We start from the raw sequence: 19123 nt of genomic DNA on the forward strand, positions 1-19123 counted from the left end.
GTGCCCACCCACACCCGCATCCGTCCGTTCAACACCAAGGACGCCTATCCCGAGCAGAAGCTCGACAACGACGTGTGCATGGCGGTCCGCGCCGGCAACACCGTGTACCTGCGCGGCCAGACCGCCATGGACCTCGACGGCAACATCGTCGGCATCGGCGATGCCGCGGCGCAGACCGAGAACGCCATGGCCTGCGCCAAGGTGCTGCTGGAGGAGGCCGGGGCAAGGCTCGAGGACGTGGTGAAGATCGTCATCTACATCACCGACCGGGCCTATCGCGAGCCGGTGTATCGGGTGGTCGGCGCGTGGCTGAAGGGGGTCTATCCGGTCTCCACCGGCCTCATCGTGCAGGGCCTCGCCAAGCCCGAATACCTGATGGAAATCGACATCATCGCCGAGATCCCCGCCGATCGCGCCTGATCGCCGGCGTGCGCGGGCGGCTTGCCGCCCGGCCTCTTCCCCCGCTCCCGTCCTGGGCGCGGGGCGAAGGTATTTGATATGTAAATCATTGTTTTTAGAAGTAAAAAGTACGACGACGGCCGCTCTTTTTGTTTGAAATCGACCGGCATATACGTACTGTTACGTAGAGTTGATCCGGTGTGCTGTGTCTGTGCGCGGCCCGGACCTTCAAGATCAACCGTCGCAAAGGCGGATCCAGAGGAGAAGAGAATGAAAGGCAAACTCATTGCCCTCGGCCTCGCGCTGGCGGCCCTTGCGGCCGGGCCGGCGAGCGCGGCGGAGAAGCTGGTGGTGAGCACGTGGGGCGGCAGCTTCCGCGATCTCATCGCCGAGGCCATCGCCTCGAAGTTCACCAAGGACACCGGCGTCGAGGTGGAATACATCACCGGCGGCACCATCGACCGGCTGAACAAGGCCAAGCTCGCCAAGGGCGCGCCGGAGAGCGACATCACATTCACCACCGCCCATGTGGGCTGGCTCTACGCCAACGACGACCTGTTCGAGCCGCTGGATCTCGCCAAGATCCCCAATGCGGCGAAGCTGGTGCCGCAGGCGAAGGTGAGCCCCTATCACATCGGCGCCTGGGCCTATGTCTACACCATCGGCTATCGCCCGGACCTGACCCCGAAGAACATCACCTTCTCCTCCTGGGCCGACCTGTGGAGCCCGGAGCTGAAGGGCATGATCGCGGCCCCCGATTTCGACCCGAGCCACATCATCGCGGTGTCGGCGCTGCTGGCCGGCGGCTCGCCGGCGGACTGGCAGAAGGGCGAGCAGAAGCTTCTGGCGCTGAAGCCGAACTTCAAGGCCTTCTACACCAACGACGCCAACTCCCAGCAGCTGATCGCCACCGGCGAGACCCCGGTGCAGATCATGCTCTCCATGAACGCCTACTACATGATTGCCCAGGGCGTGCCGATCAAGCTCGTCATCCCCAAGGAAGGTGGCGTGCTGGGCATCGACACCATGGCCATCATGAAGGGCTCCAAGAACCAGGAGCTGGCGCAGAAGTTCATCAACACCGCGCTCGATCCCGAGGTGCAGGGCAAGATCGCCGAGCTGAAGAAGGGCTCGCCCACCGTGCTCGGCGCCAAGGTGAGCCCCGAGACGGCGAAGCTGCCGGGTGTGTTCACCACCGCCGAGCAGTGGGACAAGGAGACCATCATCATCGACCACAAGCTCCGCGCGGAGAAGACCGCCGAGTGGCGCAAGTGGTTCTCGGAGAACATGATCGCGCGGTGAGCCGGCCCCGGGGCGACCGGAGGTCCGTCCGGCCGCCCGATCCCGACGCAGCCCCGGGGCGTCTCCCGGGGTGAGGCGGCGCCTCTCCTGATCACTGCCCTGACCCGGGAGGGGCACCGCATCACGGCGGCCGGGGAGAGAGGGACCCCCTGCCCACTCTCCCCTCCGTCCCCGGCCCGGCCGGGGATAAAAGGCGGATGACGGCGCGCGGCGACGCGGCCTTCGTCCATGTTCACCGGCCAGGGTCGGGAGCGGAGCATCATGACCAGGCGGCCTTTCCTTGCGCTCTTCGTTGCCCCCGCGACGCTGGCGGCCCTCGCCTGCACCGCGGCGCTGGCGGCGATCCTGCAATACGCCTTCCGCGCCTATGTGCCCGGCTCGCTCGACCCCGGCGGCTTCACCCTCGCCAATTTCGAGGCGCTGCTGCGCCCGCTCTACGCCCAGGTGTTCGTCCAGACGGTGTGGATCTGCCTCCTCACCGCGCTGATCACTCTCATCGTCGCCTATCCGCTTGCTTTCGCCCTGGTGCGCGCGCGCAACGTGGCGCTGAAGTCGTTCCTGCTCATCACCGCGGTGACGCCTTTGTTCCTCGGCGAGGTGGTGCGCACCTATTCGTGGATCATCGTGCTCGGCAACACCGGCTTCCTGAACTCGGTGATGATGGCGCTGGGCCTCATCGAGCGGCCGATCCAGATGATGTTCACCACCTTCGGCGTGGTGGTGGCGCTGGTGCATGTGACGCTGCCGGTGATGGTCATCATGCTGGCCGCGGCGCTCTCCCACATCGATGCCGACTATGAGAAGGCCGCCATCTCGCTCGGCGCCGGGCCGGTGCGGGCGTTCCTCACCGTGACGCTGCCGCTCTCCATGCCGGGCGTGGTGGCGGGGGTCTCCACCGCCTTCGCCTGGACCTTCTCGGCCTTCGCCACCCCGCAGATGATCGGCGGCGGGCGGGTCAGCATGATCTCGACGCTGGTCTACCAGCTGGGATTTGCCTCCTTCAATTTTCCGTTCGCGGCGGCGCTCAGCGTCACCGGCCTCGCGCTCACCTTCGCGGTGCTGGCCATGGCCAAGCAGGCGGTGCGTCCCCTCGAGCGGATCGGAGCCCACTGATGCCCGGCACCTCGCCCTCTCGCCCCTCGCCCGCCTCTCGGCGCCTGATCCCCGCCCGCGCCGGCGAGCGCCTGCTGAAGGTGGGCGGCTGGACGCTGGTGGCCCTCATCGTCGGCTTCATCATCCTGCCGGCGGTGGTGGTCGGCATCTCCGCGTTCAACGATCGCGCCATCCTCTCCTTCCCGCCGCAGGCCTGGTCCACGCGCTGGTTCCAGCGGGCCTTCTCCTATCGGGATTTTGCCATCGGCTTCCGCAACGGGCTGATCATCACCGCCTTCGCCTCCACGATCGCGCTGGCGGTGGGGGCGGGCTTCGCCTTCGCCCTCGACCGCTACCGCTTCACCGGCAAGGCGACGCTGGAGGCGATCCTGACCTCGCCTCTGGTGATCCCCCATTTCACCATCGGCCTCGGCTTCCTCATCCTCGCCGCGCAGATCCACGCGACCCGCACCTACTGGCTGGTGATCCTGTGCCATGTGGTGCTGGTGCTGCCGTTCGTCATGCGCTCGGTCTACGTCTCGCTGCGCAACCTCGACGGACGGCTGGAGCTGGCGGCGGCGAGCCTCGGGGCGAAGCCCGGCATGGCGCTGTGGACGGTGACGCTGCCGCTGCTGGTGCCGGGCCTGTTCTCCGGCTGGCTGTTCGCCGCCATCCTCTCGTTCAACGAGTTCACCGCCTCGCTGTTCGTCACCGCCCAGTCGACCCAGACGCTGCCGGTGGCCATGTACAATTACGTCCGCGAATATGCCGACCCCACGCTCGCGGCCCTGTCGGTCGTCTACATCGTCGTGACGGCCGGCGTCCTCACCCTCGCCAATGCATTCCTCGGCCTCGGAAAGGTGTTGAACGTTGAGCATGCCCGCTGAACGCCGCGATCCGCCGCAGACCCAACCGGAGACGCCCGTCGTGGCCGCTTCCTCGCCCGCCGGCCCCGTGGGGGTGCAGATCGACGGCGTCACCAAGCGCTTCGGCGATGCCGTCGCCCTGCACGAGGCGTGGCTGAAGATCGAGGACGGGGAGTTCATGACGCTGCTCGGCCCCTCGGGCTGCGGCAAGACCACGCTCCTCAACCTCATCGCCGGCTTCCTGGAGGCCGACGGCGGGGAGATATTCGTCTCCGGCCGGCTGATGACCGAGACCCCGCCCTATGATCGCGAGATCGGCGTGGTGTTCCAGAACTACGCCCTGTTCCCGCACATGAGCGTGGCGAAGAACGTCGGCTATGGCCTCAGGATGCGCGGCGTGCCCCGGCGCGAGATCGACGCGCGGGTGAAAGAAGCGCTGGCGCTGGTGAAGCTCGCCGATTTCGGAGACAGGAAGCCGCGCCAGCTCTCCGGCGGCCAGCAGCAGCGCGTGGCGCTCGCCCGCGCGCTGGTGATCCGCCCGCGCGTGCTGCTGCTCGACGAGCCGTTCTCCGCCCTCGACAAGAACTTGCGCGGGGCGATGCAGGTGGAATTGAAGGAGATCCAGCGCAAGCTCGGCGTCACCACCATCTTCGTCACCCACGACCAGAGCGAGGCGCTGTCCATGTCGGACCGCATCGCCGTCATGTCGCAGGGGCGCATCCGCCAGGTGGGCACGCCGGACGCCATCTATCGCCATCCGGCGGACCCGTTCGTCGCCTCCTTCGTGGGCGATGTGAACGTGCTCCCGGCCCGCCTCGAGCGCCGGCTGGGGGAGGGCGCCACTGTGGCGGTGGCCGAGGGGCGGCTGCAGGTGAGCGCGCGCACGCTGGACGGCGTGGCGCCGGGCGCGGCGCTGGACCTCTATGTGCGGCCGGATGCCATGCGCATGGCCGAGGGCGAGGGCATCCTCGCCGGCACGGTCGCGACCCATGTCTATCAGGGCTCGCATGTGGATGTGCTGGTGGATGTGGCCGGTGCGCGGGGCGGGCGGGTCACGGTGCGCGTGCCGGGCCACGATGCGCCCATCCGCTGGCCCGCCGGCAGCCGTGTGGCGCTGGATTTCGCCGCCGGCGATGCGGTGGCGTTCGCCTGCGATGCGCCCTGAGGCGCGCGCTTTCGGAACCGGCCGGAATCCGGGCGGGCAGGGACCCGGAAGTGGCCGCCGGCGCGCCGCTGGCGCCACCGGCGGACCGGGGTCAGAAGGCGGGCGCGGAGGCCGGGGCGCGGGCGCGGCTTTCGAAGGCGGCCTGCTCGGGGCCGTAGCGGTCCCACAAAGCGCGCAGGGCGGCGATGGGCGCCTCGTCCCAGTCCACCCGCAGGTCCACCACCGGCCAGTCGTAGGTGCGCGCCACGTGCAATCCGGCGGCGTGCTCGTCTCCGGTCTCGCCGCCTGCATCAAGGCCCGCCTCCAGGCCGCGCATCAGCCGCTCCGCGAGCGGCAGGCCGGCCGAGGCAAGGAAGGCATCGCGCATGGCTTCCGGCACCTTGTCGTGGGTCAGGAGATTGCCCAGAGCGATGCAGCCGGGCCCTTCCGCCGCCGCGGCGATGGGCAGGGCCTCGGCGCCAGAATGCCAGGCCACCTGCCCGTAGCGGTCGATGACGCTCGCCTGCCGATAGGTCGGCTCCGGCGTGCCGGCGAGGAGGGTCGCGAGCACGCCGCCCGCGCCGATGCCCTGCCGCAGCAAGGCGAGCCCGGCGGGGCCGAGCGCGGGATCGGTCACGTTCTGCGTGGTCACGAGCCCGAGCGGGCTCACCCAGGCGCAGCGGCTGGCGACGCAGATGCTGGACGAGGTGATGGCAATGCCGAAGGCGCCGGTCTCCGGACAGCGTGCGGCGATGGAATAGGTCATTCCCGTCTCCCTTTTCTGTCTTGTTACCGGTTGAAAAAGTAAAATGCAATATTCGTCAGAAGAAATACTTGCATCACTCCTCGCCGTTCCGTCGATCACGGATACGGCGAATGAAGAGATCGTGGCGCGCATTGTCGAGATCGCCGCGCCGTACGCGCGCGTCACCCGCCTGCCGGACCCGCGCGGCGACCGCGCCGCGCTGCTGCTTTCCGTGGGACCGCAGGAGCAGCCGGGCATCGTGCTCTCCGCCCATACCGACGTGGTGGCGGTGGAGGGCCAGCCCTGGACCTCCGATCCCTTCCGCCTCACCGAGCGCGACGGCCGGCTCTACGGGCGCGGCAGCTCCGACATGAAGGGGTTCGTGGCCTGCGTGCTCGCGGCCCTGCCAGCGATGGCCGCCGCGCCGCTGGAGACGCCCATCCACGTGGCGCTTTCGTATGACGAGGAGATCGGCTGCAAGGGCGCGGCAGGCGTCGTCGCGGCGGTGGCGGCGCTGCCGGCGCGCCCGCTCTTGTGCATCGTCGGCGAGCCCACGGGCATGCAGGTGAAGCGCGCCCACAAGGGCAAGCGCGCGTGGCGGGTGACGGCGCTGGGGCGCACCGGCCATTCCGCCCTGCCGCACCGCGCCGCCAATGCGGTGACGGCGCTCGCCTGCCTCGCCGCCGGCCTCGACGCGCTGGCGCAGGATCTCGCCGCCGGCCCGCGCGATCCCGCGTTCGATCCGCCGTGGGCGAGCCTGCACATCGGCTCCCTGCACGGCGGCGGAGCGCTGAACGTGGTGCCGGACCGGGCGGTGCTGGAATTCGAGCTGCGCTCCATGCCGGAGAGCGACACGCCCGCCATTCTCGCCCGCATCGAGGGGCTCATGGCCACAGCCCGCGCCGCGCTGAAGGCGCAGGCGGAGGAAGCCGACCTCGTGGTGGAGGCGCTCTCCGCCTATCCCGCCCTCGCCACCGCGCCGGACGCGCCCGAGGCGGCCGTGGTGGCGCGTCTGTGCGGCGACAATGGCGCGCCGGGAACGATCGCTTTCGGCACCGAGGCCGGCCTCTATGCGGAGGCGGGCATTCCGACGCTGGTGTGCGGGCCCGGCGACATCGCCCGCGCCCACAAGGCCGACGAATGGATCGGCCGCGACGAGCTCGCCCAATGCGACGCCATGCTGGCGCGCCTCGTGGAGTATGCCCGCCGCCCGCCGCGCGACTGGATCTGACCCGGGAAAGGACCCGCCATGGCCGACGATACCCCGCTCACCCGCCCCGCCGTCCGGCTCACCCACGCCGGCGCGCTCGTCGCCCTCGCGGCGGCGGTGCGCAAGGCGGAGGAAATGGGCGTGCCGCAGAACATCTCCATCGTGGACGAGGGCGGCAACCTCCTCGCCTTCGTGCGCATGGACGGGGCGAAGCTTCTGTCGCGCGAGACCTCGCTCTCCAAGGCGATCAGCGCCGCCTCCCACCGCCAGCCCACCAGCCGGCTCGACCCGGCGCTGGAGCTGAAGCTCGCCATCGCCGCGGGCGGCCGCCTCACCAATCTGGAAGGCGGCCTGCCCATCATCATCGGCGGGGTGTGCGTGGGCGGCATCGGCGTCGGCTCCGGCAAGGGCAGCGAGGACGTTGCGGTGGCGCAGGCCGCCCTCGCCGCGCTGGGGGCGGAGGTCTAGGCCCTCACGCTGCCCGTCAGTCGGGCGCGCCGGCTCGGCGCGGGCGCGTCCCGATCCTGCGTGGGCGTGGTGAACCAGTCGGCCGGATAGGCCGGCTCGCGCCGCGCCAGCCAGGCGTCGAGGCCGGCGCGCAGGTCGGCGGTGGGGGCCATGCGCGCGAACTGCTCCTGCTCCGTCAGCAGCCCCTCGGCGATGGGCAGGTTGATGCCCCGCGTGACGGCGGTGAGGATGCTCGCCACCGCGAGCGGCGAGTGGGTGAGGATGCGTCCCAGCAGCGCCCGCGCCGCCGGCAGCAACTGGGCGTGCGGCACCACCGCGTTGACGAGGCCGAGCTCCAGCGCCCGCTGCGGCGAGAAGGTCTCGCCGGTCAGCAGCAGCTCCATGGCCCGCTTGCGGCCGGCGAGGCGGGGCAGGCGCTGCGTGCCGCCGAAGGTGGGCGGCATGCCGAGGCGGATCTCGGGCTTGGCGAACACCGCCCGGTCGCTGGCGACGGCCAGCGGCGCGGCCTCCGTGATCTCGCATCCGCCGCCGAAGGCGAGGCCGTTCACCGCCACCACGATCGGCTTGCGATAGGCCTCGATGCGCGCCGTCGCCCGCTGCCCCCGCACCACGAAATCCCGCACCGCCGTATCCGGCCCCGCCGCCACCGAGCGGGAGAATTCCGCAATGTCGCCGCCCGCCGAGAAGGCGCGCTCCCCGGCGCCGGTGAGGATGACGCCGCGCACGCGGGGGTCGTCCTCGATGGCGTCGAGGAGCGTCACGAGCATATCCAGCGTCGTGTAGTTCAGGGCGTTCAGCTTGTCCGGGCGGTTGAGCGTGAGGGTCGCGATCGCGCCCTCGACCTGAAGCAGAACCTCGTGCGCCATTGCCATCTCCCATGTGCGGCGGTGATGGCGGGAGGATGGGGAGAGGGGGCGTTTGAGTATACTCACTGTACGGTATACATTGCCGCCATGGCGAAGCGCACGGACACGCGGGAGAAGATCGTCGCGGCAGCCTCGCGGCTGTTCTACGCGGAAGGAATTGGCCGGGTCAGCGTGGACGCGGTGGCCGAGAAGGCGGGTGTCACCAAGCGCACCCTCTATTACCATTTCCAGAGCAAGGACGACCTGATCGCCGCCTATCTCGATGCCCGCGACCAGCCCAACCTGAAGCAGATGGCCGGCTGGTTCGCCGCCGCCGAGGGCGGGCTGGGCGAGAAGATCGCTGCCATCTTCGATGCGCTCGCCCGCGTGGCGCGGCATCCCAAATGGAAGGGCTGCGGCTTCCTGCGCACCACGGCGGAGCTGGCGGCCCTGCCGGGTCATCCGGCGGTGAAGATCGGGGCGCGGCACAAGGCCGGGTTCGAGAGCTGGCTGTCGGGAGAGATCGCCGCCGCCGGCGTTGCCGACGCCGCGGGGCTGGCGCGGGAAATCCTGCTGCTGCTGGACGGCGCCTTCTCCGCCTCGCTGGTGCATCGCGACCCGACCTATTTCGAGGCGGCCGGGCGCGCCGCCGCGGGCCTGGTGGCGCTGCGCACGCAGCATCGGCGCGACTGATCGCGCCCCTGTCTCCTCCCCTTCATGTGCCGTGCGTTCTGGCCGCAACCCGTGGCGCCCGCATCGGCAGGATGACGGGGAACATCCGCAGGGCGGTGCGCATCGGGAAGGGGAGCCACGCGTCTGCGTCATTCCGGCCCGGCGCGCCACGCGGGTTCGGGCTGCCGCATGGCGGTTCCGCGGCGATCCTCCCGGCGACGGGCGGCCGCGGTGCCGCCATTGCCCTTGCCTCTTGCCTGAAGCTGCGGCACAGGATGCGCGCCATAACAGGGGTGCCGCCATGTCGTCTGCCATTTCCCCCCTCGCGCCCAAGTCCGTGCCCGAGCTGACGCCGGTGCCCGGCGTGACCTTCACCACCGCCGAGGCCGGCATCCGCTACAAGGGGCGCACCGACGTGCTGGTCATGTCGTTCGTGCCCGGCACCACGGTGGCCGGCGTCACCACCCGCTCCCTGTGCCCCTCGGCGCCGGTGGAGTGGTGCCGCGAGGCGCTGAAGAAGGGCAAGGCGCGGGCGCTGGTGGTCAATTCCGGCAACGCCAACGCCTTCACCGGCATGAAGGGCCGCGAGGCGACGAAGCTCACCGCCGATCTCGCCGCCCGGGTGCTGGGCTGCAAGCCCGCCGAGGTGTTCCTCGCCTCCACCGGCGTCATCGGCGAGCCGCTGGACGCCACCAAGTTCGAGGGCGCGCTGGAGGCGGCGGCCGCCCGCCTCGTGGACTGGCCGTGGATGGATGCGGCGCGCGCCATCATGACCACCGACACCTTCCCCAAGCTGGCGAAGGCGGAGGTGCTCCTCGGCGACGTGCCGGTGACCATCAACGGCATCGCCAAGGGCGCGGGCATGATCGCCCCCGACATGGCGACCATGCTGTCCTTCGTCTTCACCGACGCCCCCATCGCCGCCGACGTGCTGCAACAGCTGCTGTCCAAGGCGGTGAAGACCACCTTCAACGCCGTGACCATCGACGGCGACACCTCCACCTCCGACACGCTGCTGCTGTTCGCCACCGGCGCCGCCAAGGCGCGCGGCGCGAAGCCGGTCAAGAGCCTCGATGACCCCGCCCTCAAGGCGTTCCGCAATGCCCTCGAGGCGCTGCTGGCGGACCTCGCCGAGCAGGTGGCCCGCGACGGCGAAGGCGCGCGCAAGCTGGTGCGCATCCATGTCAACGGCGCGGTCTCCAAGAAGTCGGCGCGGCGCATCGCCATGTCCATCGCCAACTCGCCGCTGGTGAAGACGGCGGTGGCCGGCGAGGATGCCAACTGGGGCCGCGTGGTGATGGCCGTGGGCAAGGCCGGCGAGCCGGCCGACCGCGACCTCCTCACCATCTCGTTCGGTGATATCCGCGTCGCCCACGAAGGCGCCCGCGACCCGTCCTACGACGAGGCCGCGGTCTCCGAATACATGAAGAACGACGTGATCGACCTGACCGTGGACCTCGGCCTCGGCCGCGGCTCCGACCGGGTGCTCACCTGCGATCTCACCAAGGAATACGTGGCGATCAACGGGGATTACCGCTCGTGAGGGCGGTCGCTCTCGCCGTGGGTCTTGCGGCGCTCGGTGCCGCAGGCGCCATGGCGCAGCCTGCGGCGCGGGAGCCGGTGGTGATCGAGGTGAACGGCGCGGCCATCGTTTCGGTCGTGCCGGATGAGGCGACGGTCGCGGCCACGGTCTCCAGCACGGAGCAAACCTCCGCCGCGGCGACCGAGCGCACCGGGCGTGACGTGGCGCGCCTGGTCGCGTTCCTGAAGGGGCTCGGCGTGGCTGAAACGGATATCCAGGCCGAGCCGGTCCGTGTCATGCCGCGGAGCCGGCCGACCAACTACCCGCTCCCGGGCGAAGGCGGGCCTGAAGACGGCAAGGCTTCGCCTGCGGCCCCGGGATTCCTGGCCACCGCTCGTGTCGAGGCCCGCTTCGCCGATCTCGCCAAGGCGGCGCAGTTTGTCGAGCAGGCGCGCGACAACGGCGCGAGCGCCCTCCAGCCCGCCCGCTACACCGTCATCGATCCGGCGGAGGGTGCGGACACGGCGCGGCGGGCCGCCTTCGATGCCGCGCGGCGAAAGGCGGAGGCGATCGCGGCCATGGCGGGCCTGAAGCTCGGGCCCATCGTCCGCATCTCCATTCCCAGCCGCGACCTGCTTGCGCTTGTCGCCGGGACGAATGCATCGGCGAATGGCCCGCAGGCCGATGATGTCGTCCGCATCCGCAGTGATGTTCCGGCGGGCGTCAAGCCGGTCGAGGTGCGTGCCTCCCTCGATGTCACCTGGACCGCGCAATGACCACGCCCCCCCTCAAGATCACCCTCGTCGTCGCCTGCGCGCTCATCGACGCCGACAACCGCGTGCTGGTCGCCCAGCGGCCGGAGGGCAAGGCGCTGGCGGGGCTGTGGGAGTTTCCCGGCGGCAAGATGGAGCCGGGCGAGCGGCCGGAGGAGACGCTGATCCGCGAGCTTCACGAGGAGCTCGGCATCACGGTGAAGGAGGCGTGCCTCGCCCCCCTCACCTTCGCCAGCTATCCCTATGAGACCTTCCACCTGCTGATGCCGCTATGGATCTGCCGCCGCTGGGAGGGCGCCATCGTGAGGAAGGAGCACCAGGCGCTGCAATGGCTGCGGCCGGCGCGCCTGCGCGACATCCCCATGCCGCCTGCCGACGAGCCGCTGATCCCCGCCCTCATCGACCTGCTCGGGCCCTGAGCCGGGGAAACGCTCCATGGCCCCCGCCAGCGCCACGCGCATCGGCCTTCTCGCCATCCTGCTCTGGTCCACGCTGGCGGTGCTCACCGCCGCGACCGGGAAGGTGCCGCCCTTCCTCCTCACCGCGCTCACCTTCGCCATCGGCGGGGCGGTGGGGCTCGCGGCCGCGGCGGCGGGGCCGGGGCTCTCCGTGCTGCGGCAGCGACCGCTGGCGTGGCTGCACGGGGTCGGCGGGCTGTTCGGCTATCATTTCCTCTATTTCGCCGCGCTGAAATGGGCGCCGCCGGCCGAGGCCGGCCTCATCAACTACCTCTGGCCGCTGCTGATCGTGCTGCTCTCGGCCCTGCTGCCCGGCGGCGGGCTGAAGCGCGCCCATGTCATCGGCGCGCTCCTGGGATTTGCCGGCACCGTGCTGCTGCTGCTGGGCAAGGGCGGGTTCGGCGGCATCGAGGCGCGCTACGCGCCGGGCTATCTCGCGGCCTTCGCCTGCGCCTTCATCTGGTCGTCCTATTCGGTGGCGTCGCGCTACTTCGCCAGCGTGCCCACCCATGCGGTGGCCGGCTTCTGCCTCGCCACCGCCGCGCTCGCCGGCCTGTGCCACGTGGCGTGGGAAGAGACCATCTGGCCCGCCGGCGCGGGGGAATGGGCGGCGGTGGTGCTGCTCGGCCTCGGCCCGGTGGGGCTCGCCTTCTACGCCTGGGACATCGGCATGAAGCGCGGCGACGTGCGCTTCCTCGGCGTCGCCTCCTATGCCGCGCCGGTGCTCTCCACCCTGCTGCTGGTGGCGACGGGATTTGCCGCCCCCACATGGACCCTGGCGGCGGCCTGCCTGCTCATCGTCGGCGGCGCCTTCGTCGCCACGCGGCGTTGATCCCGCGCCTGAACACGGAGCCTGCCATGTCCGATCCCGCAAGCCCCCATCCCGCCCTGTCCTCCGGCGCAGTCGCCGTCATCACCGGCGCCGCCTCCGGCATCGGCCTTGCCGCCGCCCGTCGCCTTGCCGCGCGCGGGCTCAAGATCGTCCTCGCCGATCTCGGCGGCGAGAAGCTCGATGCGGCGGCCGCCGAGGTGACCGCCCTCGCTCCCGGCGGCGCGGCGGACGTGATCGCCCGCGCCACCGACGTCAGCCGCCCGGAGGCGCTGGAACGGCTCGCGGCGGAGGTGGCGGAGCGGTTCGGCGGCGCCGATCTCGTCATGAACAACGCCGGCATCCAGCCCGGCAGCGCCCTGTTCGGCCCAATCGCCAACTGGGAGCGGGTGCTGGGGGTGAACCTGTGGGGCGTGATCCATGGCTGCCGGGCGTTCGCGCCGGGCATGATCGCGCAGGGCCGGCCGGCCCTCATCGTCAACACCGGCTCGAAGCAGGGCATCACCACCCCGCCGGGGGACCCCGCCTACAACGTGTCCAAGGCCGGGGTGAAGGTGTTCACCGAGCAGCTCCAGCACGAGCTGCGCAACCTGCCGGGCTGCGCCGTCACCGCCCACCTGTTCATCCCCGGCTTCGTCTTCACGCCCCTGGCCGCCGGCGGGCGCACGCAGAAGCCGGCGGGGGCCTGGACGGCGGACGAGACGGTGGACTTCCTGCTCGCGCGGCTGGAGGCCGGGGATTTCTACATCCTGTGCCCGGACAATGACGTGCCGCGCGCCCTCGACGAGAAGCGCATCGCCTGGGCGGCGGGCGACATCATCGAGAACCGTCCGCCGCTCTCGCGCTGGCATGCGGATTATGCGGAGGCGTTCGCCGCCTTCGTGAAAGGGGAGTAGGGACTGAAAGGCCCCGCTCGCCCGGCGGAATGCGTTCAGGCATATCGCCGGGGCGTGTTCTTCCTTGCCATCGGCGGAGCGAGGCCCTAGCACTCCGCGCCGAGCCGTCGCCCTCAGGGCGGCCCCAGGGAAGGCGCCCCCAACGACGCCGCAGACACGACCAAGACCCAAGGATCCGACAGATGGCCACCCACAAGCTCCTCCTCCTCGCCGGCGACGGCATCGGCCCCGAAGTGATGGGCGAAGTGAAGCGGGTCGCCGCCTGGCTGGAGCAGGCCGGCCTTGCCTCCTTCGCCATCGAGGAGGATCTGGTGGGCGGTTGCGCGTATGACGCCCACGGCGCCGCCATCTCCGAGGAGGCCATGGCGCGCGCCAAGGCGGCCGATGCCATCCTGCTCGGCGCGGTGGGCGGCCCCAAGTGGGCGTCCGTGCCCTATGAGGTGCGCCCCGAGGCGGGCCTGCTGCGCCTGCGCAAGGATCTCGAGCTGTTCGCCAACCTGCGCCCGGCCATCTGCTACCCGGCGCTCGCCGAGGCGTCCTCGCTGAAGCGCGACGTGGTGGAGGGCCTGGACCTTCTCATCGTGCGCGAGCTGACCGGCGGCGTCTATTTCGGCGAGCCCAAGACCATCACCGACCTCGGCAACGGCCAGAAGCGCGCCATCGATACGCAGGTGTACGAGACCTACGAGATCGAGCGCATCGCCGCCGTGGCGTTCGAGCTGGCGCGCACGCGCCGCAACAAGGTGACCTCCGCCGAGAAGCACAACGTGATGCGCTCCGGCGTGCTCTGGAAGGAGGTCGTCACCGACCTGCACGCCCGCGCCTACAAGGACGTGGAGCTGGAGCACCAGCTGGCCGATTCGCTCGCCATGCAGCTGGTGCGCTGGCCCAAGCAGTATGACGTGATCGTCACCGACAACCTGTTCGGCGACATCCTCTCCGATCTCGCCGCCATGGCCACCGGCTCGCTCGGCATGCTGCCGTCGGCCTCGCTGGGCGCGGCCGATCCCGTCACCGGCAAGCGCGCCGCCATGTACGAGCCGGTGCACGGCTCGGCCCCCGACATCGCCGGCAAGGGCATCGCCAACCCCATCGCCATGATCGGGTCGCTCGCCATGGCGCTGCGCTACTCGTTCAACCAGGGCGATGTGGCCGACCGCATCGAGCAGGCCATCGCCGGCGTGCTGGCCTCCGGCAAGCGGACCGGCGACATCGCCGCCCCGGGCATGGAGACCATCGGCACCGAGGCGATGGGCAAGGCTATCGTCGCCGAGCTCGACGCCGCCAGCGCCTGAGGCCTCCCGCAAACAAAAGCGCGCCGCCGGGCCAGCCGGGCGGCGCGCTTTTTTGTGTCCGGGCAGGCGTTTGGGCCTCAGCCCCGCTCCACCTCGAAGCCGGCCTCGCGCCAGCCGATGATGCCGCCCTTCATGTGCTCCTCATAGGCAAGGCCCGCCTTCTGGGCGGCGGCCGCGGCCTGCTGCGAGCGCTGGCCCGAGCGGCAGGAGAAGACGAGGCGCTTGCCGGCCGGGTCGGGCAGGGCGGCGGGGTTGAAGGTGCTGAGGGGCGCGTTCACCGCGCCGGGAATCCGCTCGGCCTGGATCTCGTTCGGCTCGCGGACGTCCACGAGCAGGATGGTGCCGTCGGCGAGGCCCTGTCGGACCTCGGCCGGGGAAAGATGGGTGATGGCCCCGCCAAAGGGGTTCCGTTCGCTCATGAATGATGATCCTGAAAGGAAGGTGGCCGGGAGCCTGCACCGAAGCCGGCGTGCGATGCAAGGGCCCTCCCGCCGCAGGGCGTGCGCAGGCAGGCCTTTACGCTGGCGCCGGGCGGATGCAGAACGGGGCGGAAGCTGCATGACGGCCGAACGTCGCGCTCATCTGGCGTTCATGTTGGCTTTGCTAGATCAGCACCCATCGCAGCACGCTCCTGGCTTCGGCCGGGGGGTGCGGAAAGGATTGAGGATGACCTTCCGTTCGGGCCTCGCCGCCCTCGCTATCGCCGGCCTCGCCATCGCCGGCACCGCCGGCACCGCCGCCGCGCAGAACAACACGGTCGGCGGCGCGCTCATCGGCGGCACTGCCGGTGCGCTCATCGGCGGCGCGGTCACCGGGAACGCGGGCGGCGTTGCCGCCGGCGCCATCATCGGCGGCACCACCGGCGCCATCATCGGCAACCAGCAGGACCAGCGCCGCCGCGCCTATTACTTCTGGGGCAACAACGGCCGCTGCTACCTGCGCCAGAGCAATGGCGCGGTGGTGCGCGTGTCCCGCGCCAACTGCTCCTGACGACCGCCCAATTCAGCTGTTGATCGGTTCCGTTCCCCCGCACGGATCCGATCAGTGGGAAAGGCGCCGGCTTTTGCCGGCGCCTTTTTCCGTTCGGGCGGCACCCTGTGGCCGCCGTCGAAGGTGCGCCGCATTCACGGTTTTCGCGGCGCGGCGAACGCTCTAGACTTCGCCTCATGACGCCTGCCACCGCCGCATCCGCCGCCGCTCCCCTCGTTCCCGCCATCGAGACGCTCCGCTCCGGCGGCAAGCGCGCGGTGGCGCAGGCGCTCGCGCTGGTGGAGACCGCGCGCGGCCAGCCGGCGCTGGTGGCGCTGCTCGATGCGGCGGCGAAGGCCGGCAAGGCCCATGTGCTGGGGCTGACGGGCCCGCCCGGCGTCGGCAAGTCCACCCTGACCAACACGCTGGTGCAGCGCGCCCGTGCCGCCGGCCGCACGGTGGCGGTGCTGGCGGTGGACCCGTCCTCCCGCCGCACCGGCGGCGCGCTGCTGGGCGACCGCGCCCGCATGAAGACCGATCCGCAGGACCGCGGCGTGTTCGTGCGCTCCATGGCGGCCCGCGACCGGCTGGGCGGGCTTTCGGATGATTCGGTGGCGGCGGTGGTGCTGCTGCGGGCCATCTACGATCTCGTGATCGTGGAGACGGTGGGCGTCGGCCAGTCGGAGGCGGACATCTCGCTGGTGGCGGATACGGTGGTGCTGTGCATCCAGCCGGCCTCCGGCGACAGCTTGCAGTTCATGAAGGCCGGCGTGATGGAATTGCCGGACATCATCGTCGTCACCAAGGCCGACATGACCGAGGTCGCCCGCCGTGCGGCCTCGGAGGTCGCCGGAGCGCTGTCGCTTTCGGGGGCTGGGGCGGCCGGCTGGTCGGTGCCGGTGGTGCGCCTGTCCGCCGCCACGGGGGAGGGGCTCGACGCCTTCGAGGCGGCGGTGTCCGGCCACCGTGCCTTCCTGGAGGAGGCGGGCCGGCGCGAGGATCACCGCGCCGCGCAGGAGAGGAAATGGGTGGAGGAGGCCATCCGCGTGCGCTTCGGCACCCACGGACTTGCCCGCGCGCGCCAGATCACGCTCGCGGCGACGACCCCCTTCGCCCGCGAGGCCGAGCTCGCGGCGCGGTTAACCTCCGGGCAAGATTGATCGGACAATGCTCTTGCGTGTCGCCGCCGGGCAACGGCGGGCGTCGCGCGGGGAGCGTGGTTCCGCCGCCGGAGCGCCCTATTGGCGACATGAACGGGCGTCAAGGGCACCGGCCATGGGAATTCGTCGAGACCGAGGGCTTCGGGCGGCACGCGTTGCGGCGCCGCTGCTGATCGCCGCCGCTTTCGTCGCCGCGTCGACCGCCGGAGCGGGCGCGGACGGCGCGTCCACCCGCCAGCCGCCCGCACCGGGCGGGATCGGCGTGCTCGGAGGCCCCGCGCGGGCGCTCAAGGTGGCGACGCTGGACCTGCCCCAGCCCATCGGCACCGGCCTGCCGCAGCAGCCCGTGTCCGGGCGCGAAACACTGCCAGCGCAGCCCGCGCCGACCCGCATCATCCAGGGCGCGGCCATCGTCACCGCCTCGCTCACCGCGGACATGCCCGCGAAGGCCTTCCCGGGCCATGCGCCCGGCGCCTCCGCACCGCCCGAGGCGCTCGCCGCCGCCGCCATCGCCGGCGCGCCCCTCGCCGAGGATCCGGTGCCGGTGGTCGCCCAGGATGCCGCCGCCTCCGACGACGCTGATTTTGCCTTCCCTCCGCCGCTGGTGATGACCGAATCCGATGCGCCCTCCGCGCCCCGCGCCGAGGCCGGCCAGCCGCATCTGGAGCTCGCCCTCGACCTTTTGCTCGAGCTGCCGCTGATCCAGGACAATTCCGGCCCGATCGCGGAGGACGCGGCCTATGGTCCCGACCGCACCGCCCTGCGCGAGGCGCCGCCCCCCGCGGTCTCCGATGCCGCCGAGGGCGAGGCCCAGCTGTCGGCCGCCGTGCGCGCCGCGGCCATCGCCGGCGCCGAGGTGGAGCCGGCGCTGCACCATGATCCGGTGGCCGTGTTCGGCCGCGACCCCAACCTCTTCCCGGCGCTCGCCTTCGAGTATCACGCGCTGGCCGACAAGGGCTTCGTGCCGCTGCCGGCGGCGCGCCCGGCGGTGACGCAGGAGATCGCCACCAGCGCCGGCGCCGAGGCGGTCGAGGCCGCCGAGGAGCAGGCTCCCGACGGCATCTGGCCCTCGCCGGCGCAGCGCCTGAGCCTTGGGGGCGAGAAGCTGGCGCGGGCGCAGAAGTGCCTCGCGGAAGCCATCTATTTCGAGAGCCGTGGCGAGCCTAAGCGCGGCCAGATCGCGGTGGCGCAGGTGATCGTGAACCGGGTCTTCTCCGGTTATTACCCGGCCGACGTGTGCGGCGCGGTCTACCAGAACGCCCACCGCCATCTGGCCTGCCAGTTCACCTTCGCCTGCGACGATGTGCGCGATGTGGTGCGCGAGCCCGACATGTGGGTGCAGGCCAAGGAAATCGCCGCCGATATGCTGGACGGCAAGCTGTGGCTGACCAGCGTCGGCCGCGCCACGCACTACCACGCCTATTGGGTGCATCCGAGCTGGGTGCGGGAGATGCGCAAGCTCGACCGCATCGGCGTGCACACCTTCTACCGCCCGCGCCGCTGGGGCGAGGGCTGATCGCGGCGCGGCCCCTCAGGCAGGAATGGGTCGGGCAGGGGCCGGCGGAGACTGTGCGCTTCGCACCCGCGGGCTGGCTTGCCTTGTGCCTCCCGACGGTGGGGGCCCTCCACCCCCGCGCCATCCCTGCGCCTCGCGCCTGCGGCGTCCCGAAGCCTCGCGTGGGGGGCTCGGACCGGCCGCCCGTGGCGGCGCATGCCCTCTTCCATCGGTCGGGCTGAGCGTGCCGCGCGGCAGCCGGGCTCGCCTCAGGCGTGGCCGGCGTCGCTGGAGAGCATGCCCGGCGGGATGCCCAGCTTGCGCAGGGCGAGATCGTATTTCTGGTCCACGCCCTCGCCGAAGATGAGGTCCGCGTCGGCCGGGCAGTTGAGCCAGCCGTTGGCCTGGATCTCGGTCTCCAGCTGGCCCGGCGCCCAGCCTGCATAGCCCAGCGCCAGCACCGCGCTGCGCGGTCCGCGCCCGCCGGCGATCGCTTTCAGGATATCGAGCGTCGCGGTGAGGCAGATGCCGTTGTCGATGGGCAGGGTGGAGTTCTCGACGAAATAGTCCGCCGAATGCAGCACGAAGCCGCGTCCCGTCTCCACCGGCCCGCCGCGCAGCACCTTCACCGCGCCCGCGCTCTTGGGCAGGAGGATGCGCTCGGAGGCGGGAATCACATCGAGCTGGACCAGGAGGTCGGAGAAGTCGATGTGGCTCGCCGGCTGGTTCACCACGATGCCCATGGCACCTTCGGCCGAGTGGGCGCACAGGTAGACGAGCGTGCGTGCGAACTGTTCGTCGCGCATGGTCGGCATGGCGATGAGCATCTGCCCGTCGAGGAAGCTCGACCCCTCACCCGGAACGCTGGGTTTCTGGCTTGCAGTCATATGGAAAGGGTACCGCGCCTCCGGGCGTTTGGAAACGTGATTTGCGGGTCCCCCCGCTTGTCCGGGCGCGTCCGCGCCCGCCCGCGCAGGGAGGCA

At 71.0% G+C, this 19123-nt stretch carries 21 protein-coding genes; 17 read left to right on the forward strand and 4 right to left on the reverse strand.

The genetic code is table 11. The features are described 5' to 3' along the window. From V5F49_RS13740 to V5F49_RS13760, 5 genes are all read left to right on the forward strand, one after another. On the forward strand, positions 1-420 hold the full coding sequence (locus V5F49_RS13740) for a RidA family protein (protein ID WP_394117250.1): 420 nt from the start codon (positions 1-3) through the stop codon (positions 418-420). 249 nt (positions 421-669) lie between these two features. Further along, on the forward strand, positions 670-1701 hold the full coding sequence (locus tag V5F49_RS13745; protein ID WP_394117249.1) for an ABC transporter substrate-binding protein: 1032 nt from the start codon (positions 670-672) through the stop codon (positions 1699-1701). Between the two features lie 261 nt (positions 1702-1962). Next, the gene (locus V5F49_RS13750) at positions 1963-2814 is read left to right on the forward strand and encodes an ABC transporter permease (protein WP_394117248.1); all 852 of its coding nucleotides are present in this window, start codon (positions 1963-1965) and stop codon (positions 2812-2814) included. Beyond that, positions 2814-3680 (forward strand): ABC transporter permease, encoded by an 867-nt coding sequence (locus V5F49_RS13755; RefSeq protein ID WP_394117247.1) that lies wholly within the window; start codon positions 2814-2816, stop codon positions 3678-3680. The genes V5F49_RS13750 and V5F49_RS13755 overlap by 1 nt, the downstream gene beginning before the upstream one ends. A 40-nt stretch (positions 3681-3720) precedes the next feature. Further along, positions 3721-4824, forward strand: a complete 1104-nt coding sequence (locus V5F49_RS13760) for an ABC transporter ATP-binding protein (protein ID WP_394117246.1) — start codon at positions 3721-3723, stop codon at positions 4822-4824. A 91-nt stretch (positions 4825-4915) separates the two neighbouring features. Here V5F49_RS13760 and V5F49_RS13765 read toward each other — a convergent pair whose 3' ends face one another. Next, on the reverse strand, positions 4916-5569 hold the full coding sequence (locus V5F49_RS13765) for a DUF1028 domain-containing protein (protein WP_394117245.1): 654 nt from the start codon (positions 5567-5569) through the stop codon (positions 4916-4918). Positions 5570-5612: 43 nt separating this feature from the next. On the opposite strand from V5F49_RS13765, the gene argE reads away from it, so the two are divergent. Together argE and V5F49_RS13775 are read left to right on the forward strand one after the other, a co-directional pair. Beyond that, complete coding sequence (argE, locus tag V5F49_RS13770) at positions 5613-6779, forward strand: acetylornithine deacetylase (protein ID WP_394117244.1); 1167 nt, start codon at positions 5613-5615, stop codon at positions 6777-6779. 18 nt (positions 6780-6797) lie between these two features. Next, the gene (locus V5F49_RS13775) at positions 6798-7226 is read left to right on the forward strand and encodes a GlcG/HbpS family heme-binding protein (RefSeq protein ID WP_394117243.1); all 429 of its coding nucleotides are present in this window, start codon (positions 6798-6800) and stop codon (positions 7224-7226) included. On the opposite strand, the gene V5F49_RS13780 is transcribed toward V5F49_RS13775, so the two are convergent. After that, on the reverse strand, positions 7223-8092 hold the full coding sequence (locus V5F49_RS13780) for a crotonase/enoyl-CoA hydratase family protein (RefSeq protein ID WP_394117242.1): 870 nt from the start codon (positions 8090-8092) through the stop codon (positions 7223-7225). The two genes, V5F49_RS13775 and V5F49_RS13780, sit on opposite strands and share 4 nt — an antisense overlap. Before the next feature lie 87 nt (positions 8093-8179). On the opposite strand from V5F49_RS13780, the gene V5F49_RS13785 reads away from it, so the two are divergent. From V5F49_RS13785 to leuB, 7 genes are all read left to right on the forward strand, one after another. Then, a complete protein-coding gene (locus V5F49_RS13785) occupies positions 8180-8764 on the forward strand; it encodes a TetR/AcrR family transcriptional regulator (protein ID WP_394117241.1) in 585 nt (194 codons plus the stop codon). A 280-nt stretch (positions 8765-9044) separates the two neighbouring features. Continuing rightward, the gene (gene argJ, locus V5F49_RS13790; RefSeq protein ID WP_394117240.1) at positions 9045-10286 is read left to right on the forward strand and encodes a bifunctional glutamate N-acetyltransferase/amino-acid acetyltransferase ArgJ; all 1242 of its coding nucleotides are present in this window, start codon (positions 9045-9047) and stop codon (positions 10284-10286) included. An 80-nt stretch (positions 10287-10366) separates the two neighbouring features. Next, positions 10367-11041, forward strand: coding sequence for an SIMPL domain-containing protein (locus V5F49_RS13795; protein ID WP_394117239.1), 675 nt, complete (start codon positions 10367-10369; stop codon positions 11039-11041). Further along, positions 11038-11457 carry a (deoxy)nucleoside triphosphate pyrophosphohydrolase gene (locus V5F49_RS13800; protein WP_394117238.1) on the forward strand — a complete coding sequence of 140 codons (420 nt, stop codon included), beginning with the start codon at positions 11038-11040 and terminating at the stop codon, positions 11455-11457. Before V5F49_RS13795 ends, V5F49_RS13800 begins: the two co-directional genes overlap by 4 nt. A gap of 16 nt (positions 11458-11473) precedes the next feature. Beyond that, a complete protein-coding gene (gene yddG / locus V5F49_RS13805) occupies positions 11474-12328 on the forward strand; it encodes an aromatic amino acid exporter YddG (RefSeq protein ID WP_394117237.1) in 855 nt (284 codons plus the stop codon). A gap of 26 nt (positions 12329-12354) precedes the next feature. Next, positions 12355-13221: an SDR family NAD(P)-dependent oxidoreductase gene (locus V5F49_RS13810; RefSeq protein WP_394117236.1), complete on the forward strand. Its 867-nt coding sequence runs from the start codon at positions 12355-12357 to the stop codon at positions 13219-13221. A gap of 182 nt (positions 13222-13403) precedes the next feature. Continuing rightward, positions 13404-14516: a 3-isopropylmalate dehydrogenase gene (gene leuB, locus V5F49_RS13815; RefSeq protein WP_394117235.1), complete on the forward strand. Its 1113-nt coding sequence runs from the start codon at positions 13404-13406 to the stop codon at positions 14514-14516. Between the two features lie 77 nt (positions 14517-14593). Here leuB and V5F49_RS13820 read toward each other — a convergent pair whose 3' ends face one another. After that, the gene (locus V5F49_RS13820) at positions 14594-14935 is read right to left on the reverse strand and encodes a rhodanese-like domain-containing protein (protein WP_394117234.1); all 342 of its coding nucleotides are present in this window, start codon (positions 14933-14935) and stop codon (positions 14594-14596) included. Positions 14936-15182: 247 nt separating this feature from the next. Here V5F49_RS13820 and V5F49_RS13825 point away from each other — a divergent pair, with 247 nt between their 5' ends. The 3 genes from V5F49_RS13825 to V5F49_RS13835 all read left to right on the forward strand — a co-directional run bounded on the left by V5F49_RS13825 (position 15183) and on the right by V5F49_RS13835 (position 18161). Next, on the forward strand, positions 15183-15506 hold the full coding sequence (locus V5F49_RS13825) for a YMGG-like glycine zipper-containing protein (RefSeq protein WP_394117233.1): 324 nt from the start codon (positions 15183-15185) through the stop codon (positions 15504-15506). 176 nt (positions 15507-15682) lie between these two features. After that, the gene (gene meaB / locus V5F49_RS13830; RefSeq protein ID WP_394117232.1) at positions 15683-16645 is read left to right on the forward strand and encodes a methylmalonyl Co-A mutase-associated GTPase MeaB; all 963 of its coding nucleotides are present in this window, start codon (positions 15683-15685) and stop codon (positions 16643-16645) included. Between the two features lie 115 nt (positions 16646-16760). Further along, positions 16761-18161, forward strand: a complete 1401-nt coding sequence (locus V5F49_RS13835) for a cell wall hydrolase (protein WP_509210691.1) — start codon at positions 16761-16763, stop codon at positions 18159-18161. A 248-nt stretch (positions 18162-18409) separates the two neighbouring features. On the opposite strand, the gene V5F49_RS13840 is transcribed toward V5F49_RS13835, so the two are convergent. Further along, positions 18410-19027: a YqgE/AlgH family protein gene (locus tag V5F49_RS13840; RefSeq protein ID WP_394117230.1), complete on the reverse strand. Its 618-nt coding sequence runs from the start codon at positions 19025-19027 to the stop codon at positions 18410-18412. Positions 19028-19123: the final 96 nt, after the last annotated feature.

The sequence above is a fragment of the Xanthobacter lutulentifluminis genome, assembly GCF_043194675.2.
Taxonomy (GTDB): Bacteria; Pseudomonadota; Alphaproteobacteria; order Rhizobiales; family Xanthobacteraceae; genus Xanthobacter.